Origin of the sequence: Pseudarthrobacter sp. NPDC092439, from assembly GCF_044754945.1 — a bacterium.
Lineage (GTDB): Bacteria > Actinomycetota > Actinomycetes > Actinomycetales > Micrococcaceae > Arthrobacter.
Genome location: NZ_JBIVQB010000007.1, coordinates 75,431 through 89,770 on the forward strand (window position 1 = coordinate 75,431; position 14,340 = coordinate 89,770).

Sequence of the window (14,340 nt, forward strand, 5' to 3'; positions counted from 1 at the left end):
TTACTACTCAAGGAAGAGCCCCATGACTGCCACCACCACCGAAACCGTCATCAACCACTTCATCAACGGCGCCGAAACCGCCGGCGAAGGTGACCGCACCACCCCCGTCTATAACCCGGCCACCGGTGCCGTCTCCGCCCAGCTCCGGCTGGCCGGCCGGGCGGACCTGGACGCCGCCGTTGCGGCGGCCCGCACCGCCGCCGACAGCTGGGGGGACGTATCGCTGGCCAAGCGCACCGCAGTGCTGTTCAAGTTCCGCGAGCTCGTCGCCGCGCACGTCGAAGAGCTTGCGCAGCTGGTCACCGCCGAGCACGGCAAGGTCATCTCCGATGCCAAGGGCGAAATCGGCCGCGGCCTGGAGGTCATCGAGTACGCCTGCGGCATCCCCACGCTGCTCAAGGGGGACTACTCGGACCAGGTGTCCACCGGCATCGACGTGTTCTCGTTCCGCGAACCGCTCGGCGTCGTCGCAGGCATCACCCCGTTCAACTTCCCCGTGATGGTGCCGCTGTGGATGGCGCCGATGGCGATCGCCACCGGCAACGCCTTCATCCTCAAGCCCTCCGAGCGGGACCCCTCGGCCTCGCTGCTGCTGGCCAAGCTCTGGAAGGATGCCGGCCTGCCGGACGGTGTGTTCCAGGTCCTGCACGGCGACAAGGAAACCGTCGACGGGCTGCTAACCCACCCGGACGTGGACGGCATCAGCTTTGTTGGCTCCACCCCGATCGCCCAGTACGTCCACGAGACCGCCACGAAGCACGGCAAGCGTGTCCAGGCCCTGGGCGGGGCGAAGAACCACGCCATCATCCTGCCGGACGCCGACCTGGACAACGCCGCCGACCACCTCGCCGCCGCCGCGTTCGGCTCCGCCGGCGAACGCTGCATGGCCATCTCCGTCGCCGTCGCCGTCGGTGACGCCGCCGACGCCCTGGTGGGCAAGGTCCAGGACCGCGCCCGTGCCGTGAAGGTCAACAACGGCACCGCACCGGACGCCGAAATGGGCCCGGTCATCACCCCCTCCTCCAAGGAACGAATCGTCCGGATTGTCACCGAAGCCGAAGAAGCCGGCGCCGCGATGGTGGTTGACGGCCGCGACCTGGTGGTCCCGGGCCACGAGGACGGTTTCTGGGTCGGGCCCACCGTGATCGACCACGTCAAGACGGAAATGACCGCCTACCAGGAAGAGATCTTTGGCCCCGTCCTTGTGGTGGTCCGGGTGGACACCCTCGAAGACGGCATCCGGCTCATCAACGCCAACCCTTACGGGAACGGCACCGCCATCTTCACCTCCTCGGGCGCCGCGGCCCGGAAGTTCCAGCGCTCCGTCACCGTGGGCATGATCGGCATCAACGTGCCTCTGCCCGTCCCCGTGGCGCACCACTCCTTCGGCGGTTGGAAGGCCTCGCTCTTCGGCGACAAGCACATCTACGGGCCCGAAGGCGTCTCCTTCTACACGCGCGGCAAGGTCATCACCTCACGCTGGCCCGAGACCCACCACGCCTCCGGCGCTTCCTACAACTTCCCGTCCAACTGACACCAGAGAGAGACAACGCTGTCATGACTGAGAACAAGCTGATCATCGGCACCGCTCCGGACTCCTGGGGCGTCTGGTTCGCGGACGATCCCAAGCAGACCCCCTGGGAGCGCTTCCTGGACGAAGTGGCCGAGTCCGGTTACAAGTGGATCGAACTGGGCCCGTACGGCTACCTCCCCACGGACCCGGCCCGCCTGGCCGAGGAACTGAAGCAGCGCGACCTCAAGGTCACTGCCGGCACTGTCTTCACCGCCTTCCACCGCGGCCTGGACCAGTGGGAAACGGCGTGGGAGCCCGCACGCAAGGTTGCCGAACTCACTGCAGCAATGGGCGGCGAACACATTGTGGTCATCCCCGCCATGTGGCGGGACGACGTTACGGGCGAGGCCGTGGAGAGCGGGACGCTGAGCCCCCGGGCCTGGGATGACCTGTTCGCCGGCCACAACCGGTTGGGCAAGACCCTGCTCGAGGATTTCGGCCTGCAGCAGCAGTTCCACTCGCACGCTGACTCCCACGTCGGCGCCCAGAAGGACATCGAAACGCTCCTCGGTGCAACGGACCCGAAGTACCTGAACCTCTGCCTGGACACCGGCCACGCCGAATACTGCGGGGCTTCCAGCCTGGAGCTGATTAAGAATTACCCGGACCGCATCGGCTACCTGCACCTGAAGCAGGTCAACCCGGACATCCTCAGGAAGGTCAACGAGGAAAACATGACCTGGGCCGCCGCCAACCTGGCCGGCGTCATGACCGAACCGCCGAATGGCCTGCCGGACCTGTGCGCCGTCATCGAAGCAGTGGAGGCCCTGGACAGGCCGATCTTCGGCATCGTGGAACAGGACATGTACCCGGTGGCCTTCGATGTGCCCATGCCCATCGCCAAGCGGACCCGCAACTACCTGCTGTCCTGCGGCTCCCGCACCGCCGTCAACTGACGGCACGCTGACAACTACCCCTTACAGACCAAAAGGACAGAACATGACTGAAACCCTCCGCGTGGCCGTCATCGGCGCCGGCCGCATGGGCGCCGACCACATCCAGCGCCTGAACACGCGCATCCACGGAGCCGAAGTGGCCGCCGTCGTGGACGTTGACCTGGCCCGCGCCCAGGCCGCTATCGAAGGCATCCCGGGTGCGGTGGCCCTGGCCGACGCCGAGGAAGCGCTCAACAACGGCGACGTCAATGCCGTCCTGATCGCCACTCCCGGCTTCCTGCACGAGGACATCCTGCTCAAGGCAATCGCCAAGGACATCCCCATCCTCTGCGAGAAGCCGCTGACCCCCGACGCCGAATCCTCCTGGCGGATCGTCGAAGCCGAGGTGGAACTGGGCCGCAAGCGCATCCAGGTAGGCTTCATGCGCCGGTTTGACGCCGAATACGCGGCGCTGGGCTCGATCATCCGGGACAACGAACTGGGCGAGCTGCTCATGCTGCACCACCAGCACCGCAACCCCACCACGCCCGAGGGTTTCACCAACGAGATGCTCATCAATGACTCCGTGGTGCACGAGTTCGACGCGGTCCGGTTCTTCACCGGCGAGGAAATCACCAGCGTCCAGGTCCGCCTGGGCAAGCCCACCAGGAACGCCCCCAATGGCCAGCACGACCCCCAGCATGTCCTGATCGAGACCGACTCCGGCGTCCTGGCCGACGTCGAAATCTTCGTCAATGCCAAGTACGGCTACGAGGTGGCCACGCAGGCATCCTTCGAGGACGGCATCGTCAGCATCGGCGGCGACAAGGGCCCTTACACCCGCAGCGCCGGCCGCTGGGGCGGCAAGGTCACGCCCGGGTTCGAAGAGCGCTTTGGCGCTGCGTACGACGTCGAAATCCAGTCATGGGTGGACGCGGCACTTAAGGGCGAAATAGGCGGCCCCTCCGCCTGGGACGGATACGCCACCGCCGCGTGTTGCGAGGCAGGCGTCGAAGCGCAGAAGAACGGCGAGAAGGTGGCCGTGAAGCTGGCCGCCAAGCCGGACCTCTACAACTAGCGCGCCGGTTCGGCCTGACTGATCTTCTATGGAGTGTTCACGTGAAAATCGCCCTTGACCCCACGCCGTTCCACCACTCGCACAGCCTGTTGGAGTTCCCGAAGGTTGTGGCGGACCTCGGCTACAAGTACATGCAGATGACCCCGCACGCGGACTTCATCCCGTTCTACAACCACCCCAAGGCAGATGACGAACTGGTGGGCAAGCTGAACAAAGCGTGCCGGGAAGCGGGGATCGAGATTGCCTCCGTGCTTCCGGTGCTGCGCTGGTCCGGGCCGGACGAGGACGCCCGCGAGGCCGCCGTTCGGTATTGGAAACGCGCTATTCAGATCACCGTGGACCTGGGCGTGAAGACGATGAACACAGAGTTCAGCGGCCGGCCGGAAAAGGCTGAAGAGTCTGAACGCGCGTTCTACCGCTCCATGGAGGAGCTGCTGCCCATCATTGAACGGGAAGGGATCGACCTGCTGATCGATCCACACCCGGATGACTTCGTGGAGGAGGGGCTGGCTGCCATTCGTGTGATTCGCGGCCTGAACTCGAAGAAGGTGGGCCTGGTCTATGTGGCCTCGCACAGCTTCCACATGCAGAACGCACCGCTGGACATCATGCGGGCAGCGGGGGACAAGCTCCGCCTGGTCCATGTGGCGGACACCATGAACCACCACGCCTCGCACGGCCTGCGCTACATCACCAACCCTCCGGGCAACCCCGTGCGCGTCCACCAGCACCTGAAGATCGGCGACGGCGACGTGAACTGGGATGAATTCTTCGGCGGATTGAAGGAGATTGGATTCCTGGACCGGGATGACACGGTAATGGTTTCCAGCGTCTTTGCCGAGGACGAGAACGCCCGGGAGATCTCCCGCTACCAGCTGGAGACGATGAAGCAGTACGTGCAGAAGGTCATGGAGTAGGCAGCTGCCGCCTTGGCGGCGTGTGTCGACGGTACGCCGCGCAGCGGGGCCCCAGCCACTGGCTGAGGGCCCCGCCGTCGTTCGAGCCCCACTGGCCGCCCTGCATCCGTTGCAACGTCATAACATCCTAATGTCAGTACAAAGTATTGACATTGGTGAGGCGGGTCACTCATGATCGTGGGGAAGGCAAAATGAATAGGCGTAATGAGGCGCCGTTCAGTCCGGATCAAAGGAGATAGATCGTGAAGAAGTTTTCCTGGCGGAAGGCGGCCGTGGTGGCAACCGTCGTGCCCATGATGGCGCTCAGCGCCTGCTCAAGCACCGGAGGCAGGACCGAGGAGGCCGGCGGCGCAGCCGGAGGCGGCCAGGTCGCTGCAACGGAACGCATGAAGGTCGCCCTCATCACCCACGCTGCTCCCGGAGACACCTTCTGGGACATCGTCCGCAAGGGGGCCGAAGAGGCCGCCGCAAAGGATAACGTGGAACTGCTCTACACCTCGGACCCCGAAGGCGGACGCCAGGCGCAACTTATCCAGCAGGCCATTGACCAGAAGGTGGACGGCATTGCGGTGACGCTGGCTAAGCCGGATGCACTGAAGGACTCCCTTAAGAAGGCCGCGGAAGCCGGCATCCCTGTAGTCAGCCTCAATGCCGGCGAATCCGTTTCTGCCCAACTGGGCGCTTTCACCCACTTCGGGTCCAACGAAAAGCTCGCTGGCGCCGCAGTTGGAACCAAACTCAGCGAACTGGGCCTGAAGCACCCCATCTGTGTAATCCAGGAGCAGGGCCACGTGGGTCTGGAAGCCCGGTGCGCAGGGGTCAAGGAAAAGGTGGCCGGAACGGAGATCCTTTACGTTCCCGGAACTGACATGGCCCAGGTTTCCTCCACCGTGACCGCCAAGCTCCAGGCCACGGCTGATGCTGATGCCATCATTGGCTTGGGAGCGCCGTACACATTGACCATCCTGAAGGCGGTGGCCGGCGCCGGCAGCAAAGCCAAGGTCGCTTCGTTCGACATGAACCCCGAACTCGCCCAGAAGATTGCCGACGGAGAAGTGATCTTTACGGTTGACCAGCAGCCGTGGCTGCAGGGCTACGGCTCAATCGACGCCCTGTGGCAGGCTAAGCGCGGGGGCTTCAAAATCGGCGGCGGGCAGCCCGTACTGACCGGCCCGTCCATCGTCGACAAGGCTGCAGCCGCCGACGTTCTCAAGTTCGCCAAGGACGGCGTCCGCTAACAGCCCGCTAGCCGGGGGCAGGCTGACGCCGGGCCCCGGAAGCAAGGAGAACCATCATGACCATGACCTCAACGATCACAAAACCAGCAGTGGCAGATGAGCGCGTTGCTAAACGAAACCCTCTGCAGAAGCTGCTCGGTCGCCCGGAAGTTGGCGCCCTGGTGGGCGCAATCGTCCTCTTCGTCTTCTTCGCCTCGGTATCGCAGACGTTCATCCAGCCGAATGCCTTCGCCACCGTGCTGTACGGCAGTTCCACCATCGGAATCATGGCAGTGGGCGTGTCCCTGCTGATGATCGGCGGCGAGTTCGACCTCTCCACCGGCGTCGCAGTGATCAGTTCCGCCCTCACCGCTTCGATGTTCAGCTGGTACTTCAGCATGAACGTGTGGGTCGGCGTGACCCTCGCCCTCGTGGTCTCGCTCGGCATCGGGTACATCAATGGCTGGATTCTGATGAAGACGAAGCTGCCCAGCTTCATCGTCACGCTCGCAACGTTCCTGATGCTGACGGGCCTGAACCTCGGCCTGACCCGCATGATTGGCGGCGGAGTGTCCTCCCCGTCCATATCCGACATGGACGGCTACCAGGCCGCGCGTGCCATTTTTGCTTCCTCGGTAAACATCGCCGGGGTGGACGTCAACAACACGGTCTTCATCTGGATCGCCTTGGTTGCTGTGGCGTCCTGGGTGCTGCTGCGCACGAAGGTGGGCAACTGGATATTCGCCGTGGGTGGTGACGCGAACGCGGCCCGCGCCGTGGGCGTTCCGGTGAAGGCGACCAAAATCGGGCTGTTCATGGCCGTGGGCTTCTGTGGCTGGATCCTGGGCATGCACAACCTTTTCGCCTTCGACGCGGTGCAGTCCGGGGAGGGCGTGGGCAATGAGTTCCTCTACATCATCGCCGCGGTTATCGGCGGCTGCCTCCTCACCGGTGGCTACGGTTCAGCCGTCGGCGGTGCGATCGGTGCCTTCATCTTCGGCATGGCCAACAAGGGCATCGTCTACGCACAGTGGAACCCCGACTGGTTCAAGTTCTTCCTTGGCCTCATGCTGTTGCTGGCCACCATCGTCAACCTCATCGTCAAACGCCGTGCGGAACTGAAGTAAGGGGCATGGAGATCATGAACGCGCAAGAGATCAACCAGCAGACGCTGCTTCAAAACGAAAAAGATCCGCTCACGCACACGCCCGTGCACCTGCTTTCCCTCGACAACGTCGGCAAGCACTACGGCAACATCGTGGCCCTGCGGGATGTCACCATGGCCGTGGATAATGGCCGCGTCACCTGCGTGCTCGGTGACAACGGGGCAGGCAAGTCCACCCTGATCAAGATCATCGCGGGCCTGCACCAGCACGATGAAGGCACGCTGAACATCATGGGTGAGGAGCGAAAGTTCGGTTCCCCCCGCGATGCCCTCGACGTCGGCATCGCAACGGTCTACCAGGACCTTGCGGTAGTCCCGCTGATGCCGGTCTGGCGGAACTTCTTCCTCGGCTCGGAGCTCACCACCGGGTTCGGCCCGTTCAAGAGCCTCGATGTCCAAAAGATGAAGGACATCACCAAGAAAGAGCTCGCGGACATGGGCATCGACCTGCGCGATGTGGAACAGCCCATCGGCCAGCTCTCCGGCGGCGAGCGTCAGTGCGTGGCCATTGCCCGGGCTGTGTATTTCGGCGCCAAGGTCCTGATCCTGGACGAGCCGACGGCGGCGCTCGGCGTGAAGCAGTCGGGTGTGGTTTTGCGCTACATCCTGCAGGCACGGGACCGCGGCCTTGGGGTCATCTTCATTACCCACAACCCGCACCACGCTTTCCCTGTCGGTGATCGGTTCCTCCTGCTCAAGCGCGGCAAGTCGATCGGTTACTACGACAAGAAGGACATCACCCTGGACGAGCTCACGGCCCAAATGGCCGGCGGCGCCGAACTCGCCGAACTGGCCCACGAACTGGAGCAGCTGGGCGGCCATGGCGACATCGTCAAGGAAGTACAGGCCGAGGTTGCCGAGACAGCGGAAGCCTCGAACGGCAGCCACGCGCGGCACGCCTAGCACCGGCAGGCAACAGGCTGCGGCAGGGGCTGCGAAAACCCCTGGCCCCACCAACCATCCCTGCAACGGAGGAACAAGCATGAAAGACGTGGTCCTCGGACTGGTCGGCGTAGGGCGCATCGGCGTCATGCACGCCAACAACATCGCAGCCCTGAACACCGAACTGAACCCGGCGGAGATCAACGTCCGGCTCCGGCTGACCGACGTCGCGCAGGAGCACGCCCGTTCCGTCGCGGCCGGACTGGGGGCGGAGTTCCTGCCCACCGTGGAGGAGCTGATCGGATCCGGCATCGACGGGCTGGTGATCGCCACCGGGACCGCGACGCATCCGGACCTGATCCGCGCCGGCGTGGATGCCGGGATCCCGGTGTTCTGCGAAAAGCCCGTCGCCATGAACGTGGACGAGTCCCTGCCCGTGCTGGATTACATCCGTGCCCGGAACGGCGTGGTGCAGATCGGTCACCAGCGCCGTTTCGACGCCGGCTACCTGGAAGCGCGGCGCGCCTTCCAGGCCGGTGAACTCGGCTGGATCCACTCCCTCCGGGCCGTCACCTGCGACATGGCCCCGCCGCCGGTGGAATTCATCGCCACCTCCGGCGGGCTGTTCCGCGACTGCTCGGTGCACGACTTCGACATCCTCCGCTGGCTGACCGGGCGCGAGATTGTCTCCGTCTACGCCACCGGCTCAAACAACGGCGACCCCGCCATAGGTGCAGCGGGAGACGTGGATACGGCGCTCGCCGTGGTGGCGTTCGACGACGGCACGGTAGGCAGCGTCTCTGCAAGCCGCTACAACGGGGCGGGGCACGACGTGCGGCTTGAGATCCAGGGCTCTCAAGGATCGCTGATGGTGGGGCTGGACGGGAAGGCAGCCCTGCGCTCGGCCGAAGCCGGCGTCACTTTCCCGGGCGGCACCCCGCACCGGACCTTCGCCGAGCGCTTCGACCAGGCCTACCGCTCAGAACTGCGGGCCTTTGTGGAACTGGTCCTGGGGCTGCGGGAAAACCCGTGCACCCCCGAGGACGCGGTCGCCGCCTCGCGCGTGGCCGACGCGGCGCAGGAGTCCCTGGCCACTGGCGGGCCGGTAGCGGTCAGGTCCGGGGCGGGGCAGTTGAGCTCCTGACCTGCGGCGCCGGCTCGAGCTTTTCGGCGACGGCGGGCTGGTCCGCCGTCGCCCCGCAGCGCGCCCTCCGCCTCATCCGGGGGCCGGTATAGCCTGCCGCGCCACGTCGTCCAAGGCGGCGGTGCGGGAGGAGGTCCTCACGGAAGCCAACGATGCCAGTTGCGGGCCGCGGCCGGCCTCAGGCTCCGAACGGCAGCCGGGGGTCGATGTCCTGGGCCTCCCAGCCCTGCCGGACCCAGCCGTGGTGGGGGTCGTCGCTGATCAGCCATTCGCGCACGGGACCCGGCCCGGCCATCACGTTGAGGTAGTACATGTCGTAGCCGGGAGCGGCCATCGCCGGACCATGCCAGCCGTACGGGACCAGGACAACATCACCCGTGCGGACCTCCGCGGCCACGTCGATGGGCCGCTCGTCCGAGGCGTAAACGCGCTGGTAGCCGATCGCATCCGCGTCAGCCGGCGCCCCGGAGCCGGCGGCGACCTGCGTTTCGAAGTAGTAGATCTCCTCGAGCTGGGTCTCGCCGTCCTTTTCCTCGTCATGCTTGTGCGGCGGGTAGGAGGACCAGTTGCCGGCCGGGGTCAGGACTTCACAGACGATGAAGCGGTCGGCTTCCAGAGCCGCGGGAGTGCCGAAATTGTGCACCTGGCGGGAGCAGTTTCCCGCCCCGCGCAGCTCCACCGGCGTTTCGGCAGCGCTGACCAGGCGGGTGGGGTACGACGCCCGGGCGGGCGCCGTGGCGACGGCGACGCGGCCGCCGTCGGACGAGCTGATGGCGACCTCGCGCCCGGCGCCGGAGTACAGGACGTCGCTGGGGCCGGCAAAAACGGACGGGCGCCCGCCCAGTGCGTAGTCCGTGCCGTCGACCGTGACGGTGAATGCCCCGTTGAGCGGCACCACAATGCGTTCCTCATCGGCGGCAGGGAGTTCGACGGCGTCGCCCGCGGCCAAGGTGGCCACCTTCAGTCCGGTGTGTGCCCACCCGTCCACGGCGAGGGCGGAGTCGGAGGTGCCGATTGAGACGTCCCATGCACCCTCGGCGGCGGTTCCCAGCGGGTAGACCCAATTGGTCATGAAGAAGTTCCTTTGCGTTATCGCTGTACGAGTGTCATTTCAAAGCTGTAGGAGTCCGCGCGGTAAACGTGGTGGCCGGTCTCCACGCGCCGGCCGGTGTCGTCCACGGCCGTGCGTTCCATGGTGACCAGGGCGGAGCCCGGGGCTGCGTCCAGGAGGGGTGCCTGGTAGTCGTTGGCGATCATGGCGCCGATCCGCTGGTTGGCCAGGCGGAAGTTGACGCCGCCGCGGCGGAGGATGGAGTAGAGCCCTTCGGCGACCAGCATGGCCTCGTCCATCTCTGCGATGTCATCGCGCACCCAGTTCTCCATGAGCGCCAGCGGCGTGCCGCCCACCTTGCGGAGCCGGGTGAAGTGGTACACCTTGGAGCCGGCGGGCAGCTGGAGGGTGGCCAGGGTGGCCTCGTCCGCTTCCACGTGGGCGAAGCTGAGGACCTCGGTGGTGGGCTTCTTGCCGTTGTTGGTGAGGTCGTCAAAGAGGCTGGACAGTTCCAGCGGGCGGCGGACCTGGCTGGAGACTACCTGCGTGCCCACACCGCGCTTGCGGACCAGCAGTCCGGACCGTACCAGCTCGTCCATGGCCTTGCGCATGGTGGGCCGGGAGAGGTTCAGCTGGGCGGCAAGGTCGATCTCGTTGTCCAGCCTGCTGCCCGGCTCCAGTACTCCGCTGTAGATGGCCGCCTCGATACCCTGCACCACCTGGTGGTAAAGGGGTACGGGGGAGGAGCGGTCGATGCTGAGACCCAGGTTGTTCGCCACGTTCTTTTCCTGTTCTAGGTTGCGGCTGCCGCTGGACCCGGTCGGGCACCTGGCTGCTTTGCCGCCATATGTTCTCTTGATAGGACATATGTTTGTACTAGATCGTAGCAGTCCGACGCGGCCGGTCAAGGGCATGAGGGGAGCCTTGGTCTGCGCCGGGGCCGGGGCCGCTCCCTCACCGCAACGCAGGGCCAGACGCTGCCCGGTTCCGGGCCTCCGGAGCGCAGGATATGACCCGGCGTTACGTGGGCGGGTGGCCTACGCTGGGAAAATGACCAGCAGAAGGCGGCGCCCATGAACCTCTCGGGAAGCCTCGGCCCCCACCCCCACAGCCTTGAGGTTGAGGACCTGGCGAGCTTTGACCGCATGGTGGCGGCAGGGTCCGTGGACATGCATGGCTGGCATGCGCAGTCGCTGGACCTCCGCGGCAGGTCCGCGGACCTGGAGCGGCTGCAGGTTGAGGGCGCCATCTTCCTGGGCTGCACGTTCGACGACGGGATGGAGGACTCCCTGCGCCGCCGCGGCGCCCTGATCTTTCCCCGCCTGGACGGCGTGCCCTTCAACCCGTACCGCGCCGCCCTCTACAGCCCGCAGGAACTGTACGCCGGCCTGGCGGACGCCCCCTATGAGGAGTTGCCCGATGCGCGCATCTACCAGTGGAGCATTCGGCCGGGCCAGCGCCACCGCGTCGACGCGACTCTCGCCTCCGCCCTCCACGACCACGCCATCGGCGATGCCCTGGATGAACTGACCGGAACCGGCGAGTGGTCCGGCCTCCAGATAGTGGGCGTGATGGGCGGCCACGCGGCGCAGCGCGGCAGCGCGGACTTCGCCCAGGCGGCGAGGCTGGGCCAGCTCCTCGCACAGTCCGGGCGCCTCGTGGCCACCGGCGGCGGGCCGGGAGCCATGGAGGCGGCCAACCTGGGTGCCTACCTCAGCGCGGCGTCCGACGGCGACGTCCAGGCCGCGCTGGAGACCCTCGCCGCCGTCCCGGGGTTCCGTCCCTCGGTGTCGGCGTGGGCGCGCGCGGCGGCTGCCGTCGTCGAACGCCACCCGGCAGGCACCCCGTCGCTGGGGATCCCCACCTGGTTCTATGGGCACGAGCCGCCCAACTACTTTGCCAGCCACATCGCCAAGTACTTTGCCAACGCCATCCGCGAGGCCATCCTGCTGGAGCTGTGCCGCGGCGGCATCGTCTTCCTGCCCGGCGCGGCCGGAACCGTCCAGGAAATCTTCCAGGACGCCTGCGAAAACTATTACGGCGCCCGCGAAAAAGTCACGCCCATGGTCCTGGTGGGACGGGACCACTGGGAAAACCGGTACCCGGCGTGGCCCATGCTCCGCAGCCTGGCGGAGGGGCGCGCCATGGCCGGGAGCATCTTCCTGGTGGACACGGTCGAGGAGGCCGTGGAGGTCCTGGGGAGCTGAGCAGCTGGGCAGCTGGCCGGCTTGCGGCTAGAGGTCCTTGCGGCAGGGGACCTTGCTGAGCTGGAACAGCCCGTTGAGGTCGCCGTCGGAGAGACCTTCCGGCAGGCCGATCTCCGGGTACATCAGCTGGGTGTGGTCCTCCACATGGTCAAGGCCCATCACGTGGCTCAACTCGTGGAGGATTACCGCCGTGGCGTACATCGGCCCGTCCGGGTGCTGCAGCTCGTTGGCGATCTGCGGGGCGTCGAGGTCCAGGCCGCCGGTCACGAAAGTCTTGGGTCCGCCGTCGTACCCGAAATGCGTGCTGCCGCCGGTGCCGATGACCTTGCCCTTCAGCTGCGGGGCTGCTTCCGGGGTGGTCCAGGAAATCAGGAGGGGTGCCCAGCGCTCGCCGTAAGCTTCGGGCTGGTACGGGCGGCGCTGCGCGGAAGGCTGCTCGGCGGTGGTGCCGTCGTAGACGAACGTGATGCCGGTGGCGGCCGAGATGGTGCTGATGGCGTCCGGGACGAGGTGTTCCGCACCCGCCGGGGCCAGTGCGGCGTTGACCACATAATGAAGCGGCCGGCAGGGGGAGTAGCCCACGGGGCTGCCGTCGCCGTTGACCGCCAGGAAGCGGTAGGAATCGCTGGCGACGGCCGGCCGGGCCGGGGTGGAGAGGGGCTCGTCAGCCTCCTCGAAACCGGGCGGGGGCGTTTCCGGTGCCACGCTGGCCGGCTGGGCGCCGTCGTTCCCGGCAACCCCCACGGCCCTTGGTGCGGTGCCGATCCTGATGTCCAGGAGTTCGTGGATGCGGGGATCGTCCAGGGCTGCGGCGCCGCCGAAGGCCGCTGCTGCACACAGGAGTCCGGCCAGGAGGATCCGTACCGCCGTGGCGGAACTGCGCTTACGCGCGTTGGCATCGACATGCCGCGGTGTCCGGGTCTCGTTAAGCTCCAAGCGCCTAGCCCACAACCGTGCCGAAAGCCAGGCCCAGCAGGTAGGTGACCAGGGCAGCGCCCAGTCCGATGCCCAGCTGCCGCAGGCCGCGGGTCAGCGGCGAAGTGCCGGAGAGCAGACCCACCGTGCCGCCCGTTGCCAGCAGGGCAATGCCCACCAGCACCCCGGCCGTCACCAGCGCAGCCATTCCGGTCATTCCGAACAGGAACGGGAGCACCGGAATGATCGCGCCGGAGGCGAAGAAACCAAAGCTGGACAGCGCCGCCCCCCATGCGGTTCCTACGGCCTCGTGCTGGTCCCCGGAGTCGGGAAGTTCCGGCTGGAGCGACAGGCTGGGGTCGCAGTCGCAGGAGAGGAGGCCCATGCGTTCGGCCACGCGGTGCCGGGCCGCCTCCTGGGTCATTCCGCGGGCAAGGTACACCAGGAGCAGTTCGTTGTGCTCCAGGTCCAGCTTGGGTGCGGCGGCCAGGGTGATCTGCGTCGGCCGGGTGGCCGCCAGCAGTTCCCGCTGGGACCGGACGGAGATGAACTCGCCGGCGCCCATGGACATGGCGCCGGCCAGGAGGCCCGCAATGCCGCTGAGCAGGACCACGCTGCTGGCCACGCCGGAGGCGGCCATGCCCATCACCAGGGACAGGTTGCTGACCAGGCCGTCGTTGGCGCCAAAGACGGCGGCCCGGAAGGTTCCGGCCAGACGGTTCCTGCCCCGGGTGGCAAGGCCGCGGACCACTTCCTCGTGGATCTGCTCATCGGCCGCCATGGCGTCGGTGGCATTCGGATCCTTGGCATAGGGCGAGCGGCCCTCGGCGCGCTGGGCCAGCGCCAGGACGAACACAGAGCCGAAATTCCGGGCCAGGAAGCCCAGCAGCCGGCTGCGGACGGAGGCGCGGCGGGGTTTTCCCGCGTGCTGCCCGAGCAGTGCCAGCCAGTGCGCCTCGTGCCGGCCTTCCGCCTCCGCCAATGCCAGCAGGATTGCCCGCTCTTCGCCATGGCGGCTCTGTGCGAGGTCGCGGTAGACGGCGGCTTCGGCGCGTTCGTCCGCAAGGTACTGGCGCCAGCGCCGGATATCCGCGGAGGAAGGCTGCCGCTGCGCTTCCGCGTCTTCGCCCGGGCTTTGGACGCCCCGGGGTCCGCCGGCCAGGAAGTGGTCCGGATCTGCCGGGCGGAACGGTTCTGCAGGGTTGGACACGGGAGCTCCTGGACTGGAAGGGCATGGTTTCGGCCCCGTTGCAGTGCCAGCTTACTGCGGATTTCCGCGGATTTTTGGCCGGTAAACCTGCGTGGGCGGTTTCGGT

The 14,340-nt window shown here is 66.6% G+C and carries 13 protein-coding genes; 9 read left to right on the forward strand and 4 right to left on the reverse strand.

All coding sequences use genetic code 11. From position 1 onward, the window contains the following. The first annotated feature begins 22 nt into the window (after positions 1–22). The 8 genes from ACIQCM_RS14070 (at position 23) to ACIQCM_RS14105 (ending at position 8,851) form a co-directional block, all read left to right on the forward strand. Positions 23–1,534: a CoA-acylating methylmalonate-semialdehyde dehydrogenase gene (locus ACIQCM_RS14070; protein WP_400608153.1), complete on the forward strand. Its 1,512-nt coding sequence runs from the start codon at positions 23–25 to the stop codon at positions 1,532–1,534. Positions 1,535–1,557: 23 nt separating this feature from the next. Next, positions 1,558–2,469 (forward strand): sugar phosphate isomerase/epimerase family protein, encoded by a 912-nt coding sequence (locus ACIQCM_RS14075; protein WP_400608151.1) that lies wholly within the window; start codon positions 1,558–1,560, stop codon positions 2,467–2,469. A 43-nt stretch (positions 2,470–2,512) separates the two neighbouring features. Continuing rightward, a complete protein-coding gene (locus tag ACIQCM_RS14080; RefSeq protein WP_400608149.1) occupies positions 2,513–3,526 on the forward strand; it encodes a Gfo/Idh/MocA family protein in 1,014 nt (337 codons plus the stop codon). 41 nt (positions 3,527–3,567) lie between these two features. Beyond that, positions 3,568–4,443, forward strand: a complete 876-nt coding sequence (locus ACIQCM_RS14085; RefSeq protein WP_400608147.1) for a sugar phosphate isomerase/epimerase family protein — start codon at positions 3,568–3,570, stop codon at positions 4,441–4,443. Between the two features lie 242 nt (positions 4,444–4,685). After that, positions 4,686–5,681, forward strand: coding sequence for a substrate-binding domain-containing protein (locus ACIQCM_RS14090; protein ID WP_400608145.1), 996 nt, complete (start codon positions 4,686–4,688; stop codon positions 5,679–5,681). Positions 5,682–5,737: 56 nt separating this feature from the next. Further along, the gene (locus ACIQCM_RS14095; RefSeq protein WP_400608143.1) at positions 5,738–6,787 is read left to right on the forward strand and encodes an ABC transporter permease; all 1,050 of its coding nucleotides are present in this window, start codon (positions 5,738–5,740) and stop codon (positions 6,785–6,787) included. Between the two features lie 14 nt (positions 6,788–6,801). Further along, positions 6,802–7,728 (forward strand): ATP-binding cassette domain-containing protein, encoded by a 927-nt coding sequence (locus ACIQCM_RS14100; protein ID WP_400608281.1) that lies wholly within the window; start codon positions 6,802–6,804, stop codon positions 7,726–7,728. A gap of 79 nt (positions 7,729–7,807) precedes the next feature. Then, positions 7,808–8,851 carry a Gfo/Idh/MocA family oxidoreductase gene (locus ACIQCM_RS14105; protein WP_400608141.1) on the forward strand — a complete coding sequence of 348 codons (1,044 nt, stop codon included), beginning with the start codon at positions 7,808–7,810 and terminating at the stop codon, positions 8,849–8,851. Positions 8,852–9,029: 178 nt separating this feature from the next. On the opposite strand, the gene iolB is transcribed toward ACIQCM_RS14105, so the two are convergent. Both iolB and ACIQCM_RS14115 read right to left on the reverse strand, forming a co-directional pair. Beyond that, positions 9,030–9,923 (reverse strand): 5-deoxy-glucuronate isomerase, encoded by an 894-nt coding sequence (gene iolB, locus ACIQCM_RS14110; protein WP_400608139.1) that lies wholly within the window; start codon positions 9,921–9,923, stop codon positions 9,030–9,032. Positions 9,924–9,940: 17 nt separating this feature from the next. Then, positions 9,941–10,681: a GntR family transcriptional regulator gene (locus ACIQCM_RS14115; RefSeq protein WP_400608137.1), complete on the reverse strand. Its 741-nt coding sequence runs from the start codon at positions 10,679–10,681 to the stop codon at positions 9,941–9,943. 294 nt (positions 10,682–10,975) lie between these two features. On the opposite strand from ACIQCM_RS14115, the gene ACIQCM_RS14120 reads away from it, so the two are divergent. Beyond that, positions 10,976–12,109 (forward strand): LOG family protein, encoded by a 1,134-nt coding sequence (locus ACIQCM_RS14120; protein ID WP_400608135.1) that lies wholly within the window; start codon positions 10,976–10,978, stop codon positions 12,107–12,109. Positions 12,110–12,136: 27 nt separating this feature from the next. Here the strand turns inward: ACIQCM_RS14120 and ACIQCM_RS14125 are convergent, their stop codons facing one another. Both ACIQCM_RS14125 and ACIQCM_RS14130 read right to left on the reverse strand, forming a co-directional pair. Continuing rightward, positions 12,137–13,045, reverse strand: a complete 909-nt coding sequence (locus ACIQCM_RS14125; protein WP_400608133.1) for a matrixin family metalloprotease — start codon at positions 13,043–13,045, stop codon at positions 12,137–12,139. Between the two features lie 4 nt (positions 13,046–13,049). Then, positions 13,050–14,186: a VIT1/CCC1 transporter family protein gene (locus tag ACIQCM_RS14130; protein ID WP_400608279.1), complete on the reverse strand. Its 1,137-nt coding sequence runs from the start codon at positions 14,184–14,186 to the stop codon at positions 13,050–13,052. Positions 14,187–14,340 lie beyond the last annotated feature (154 nt).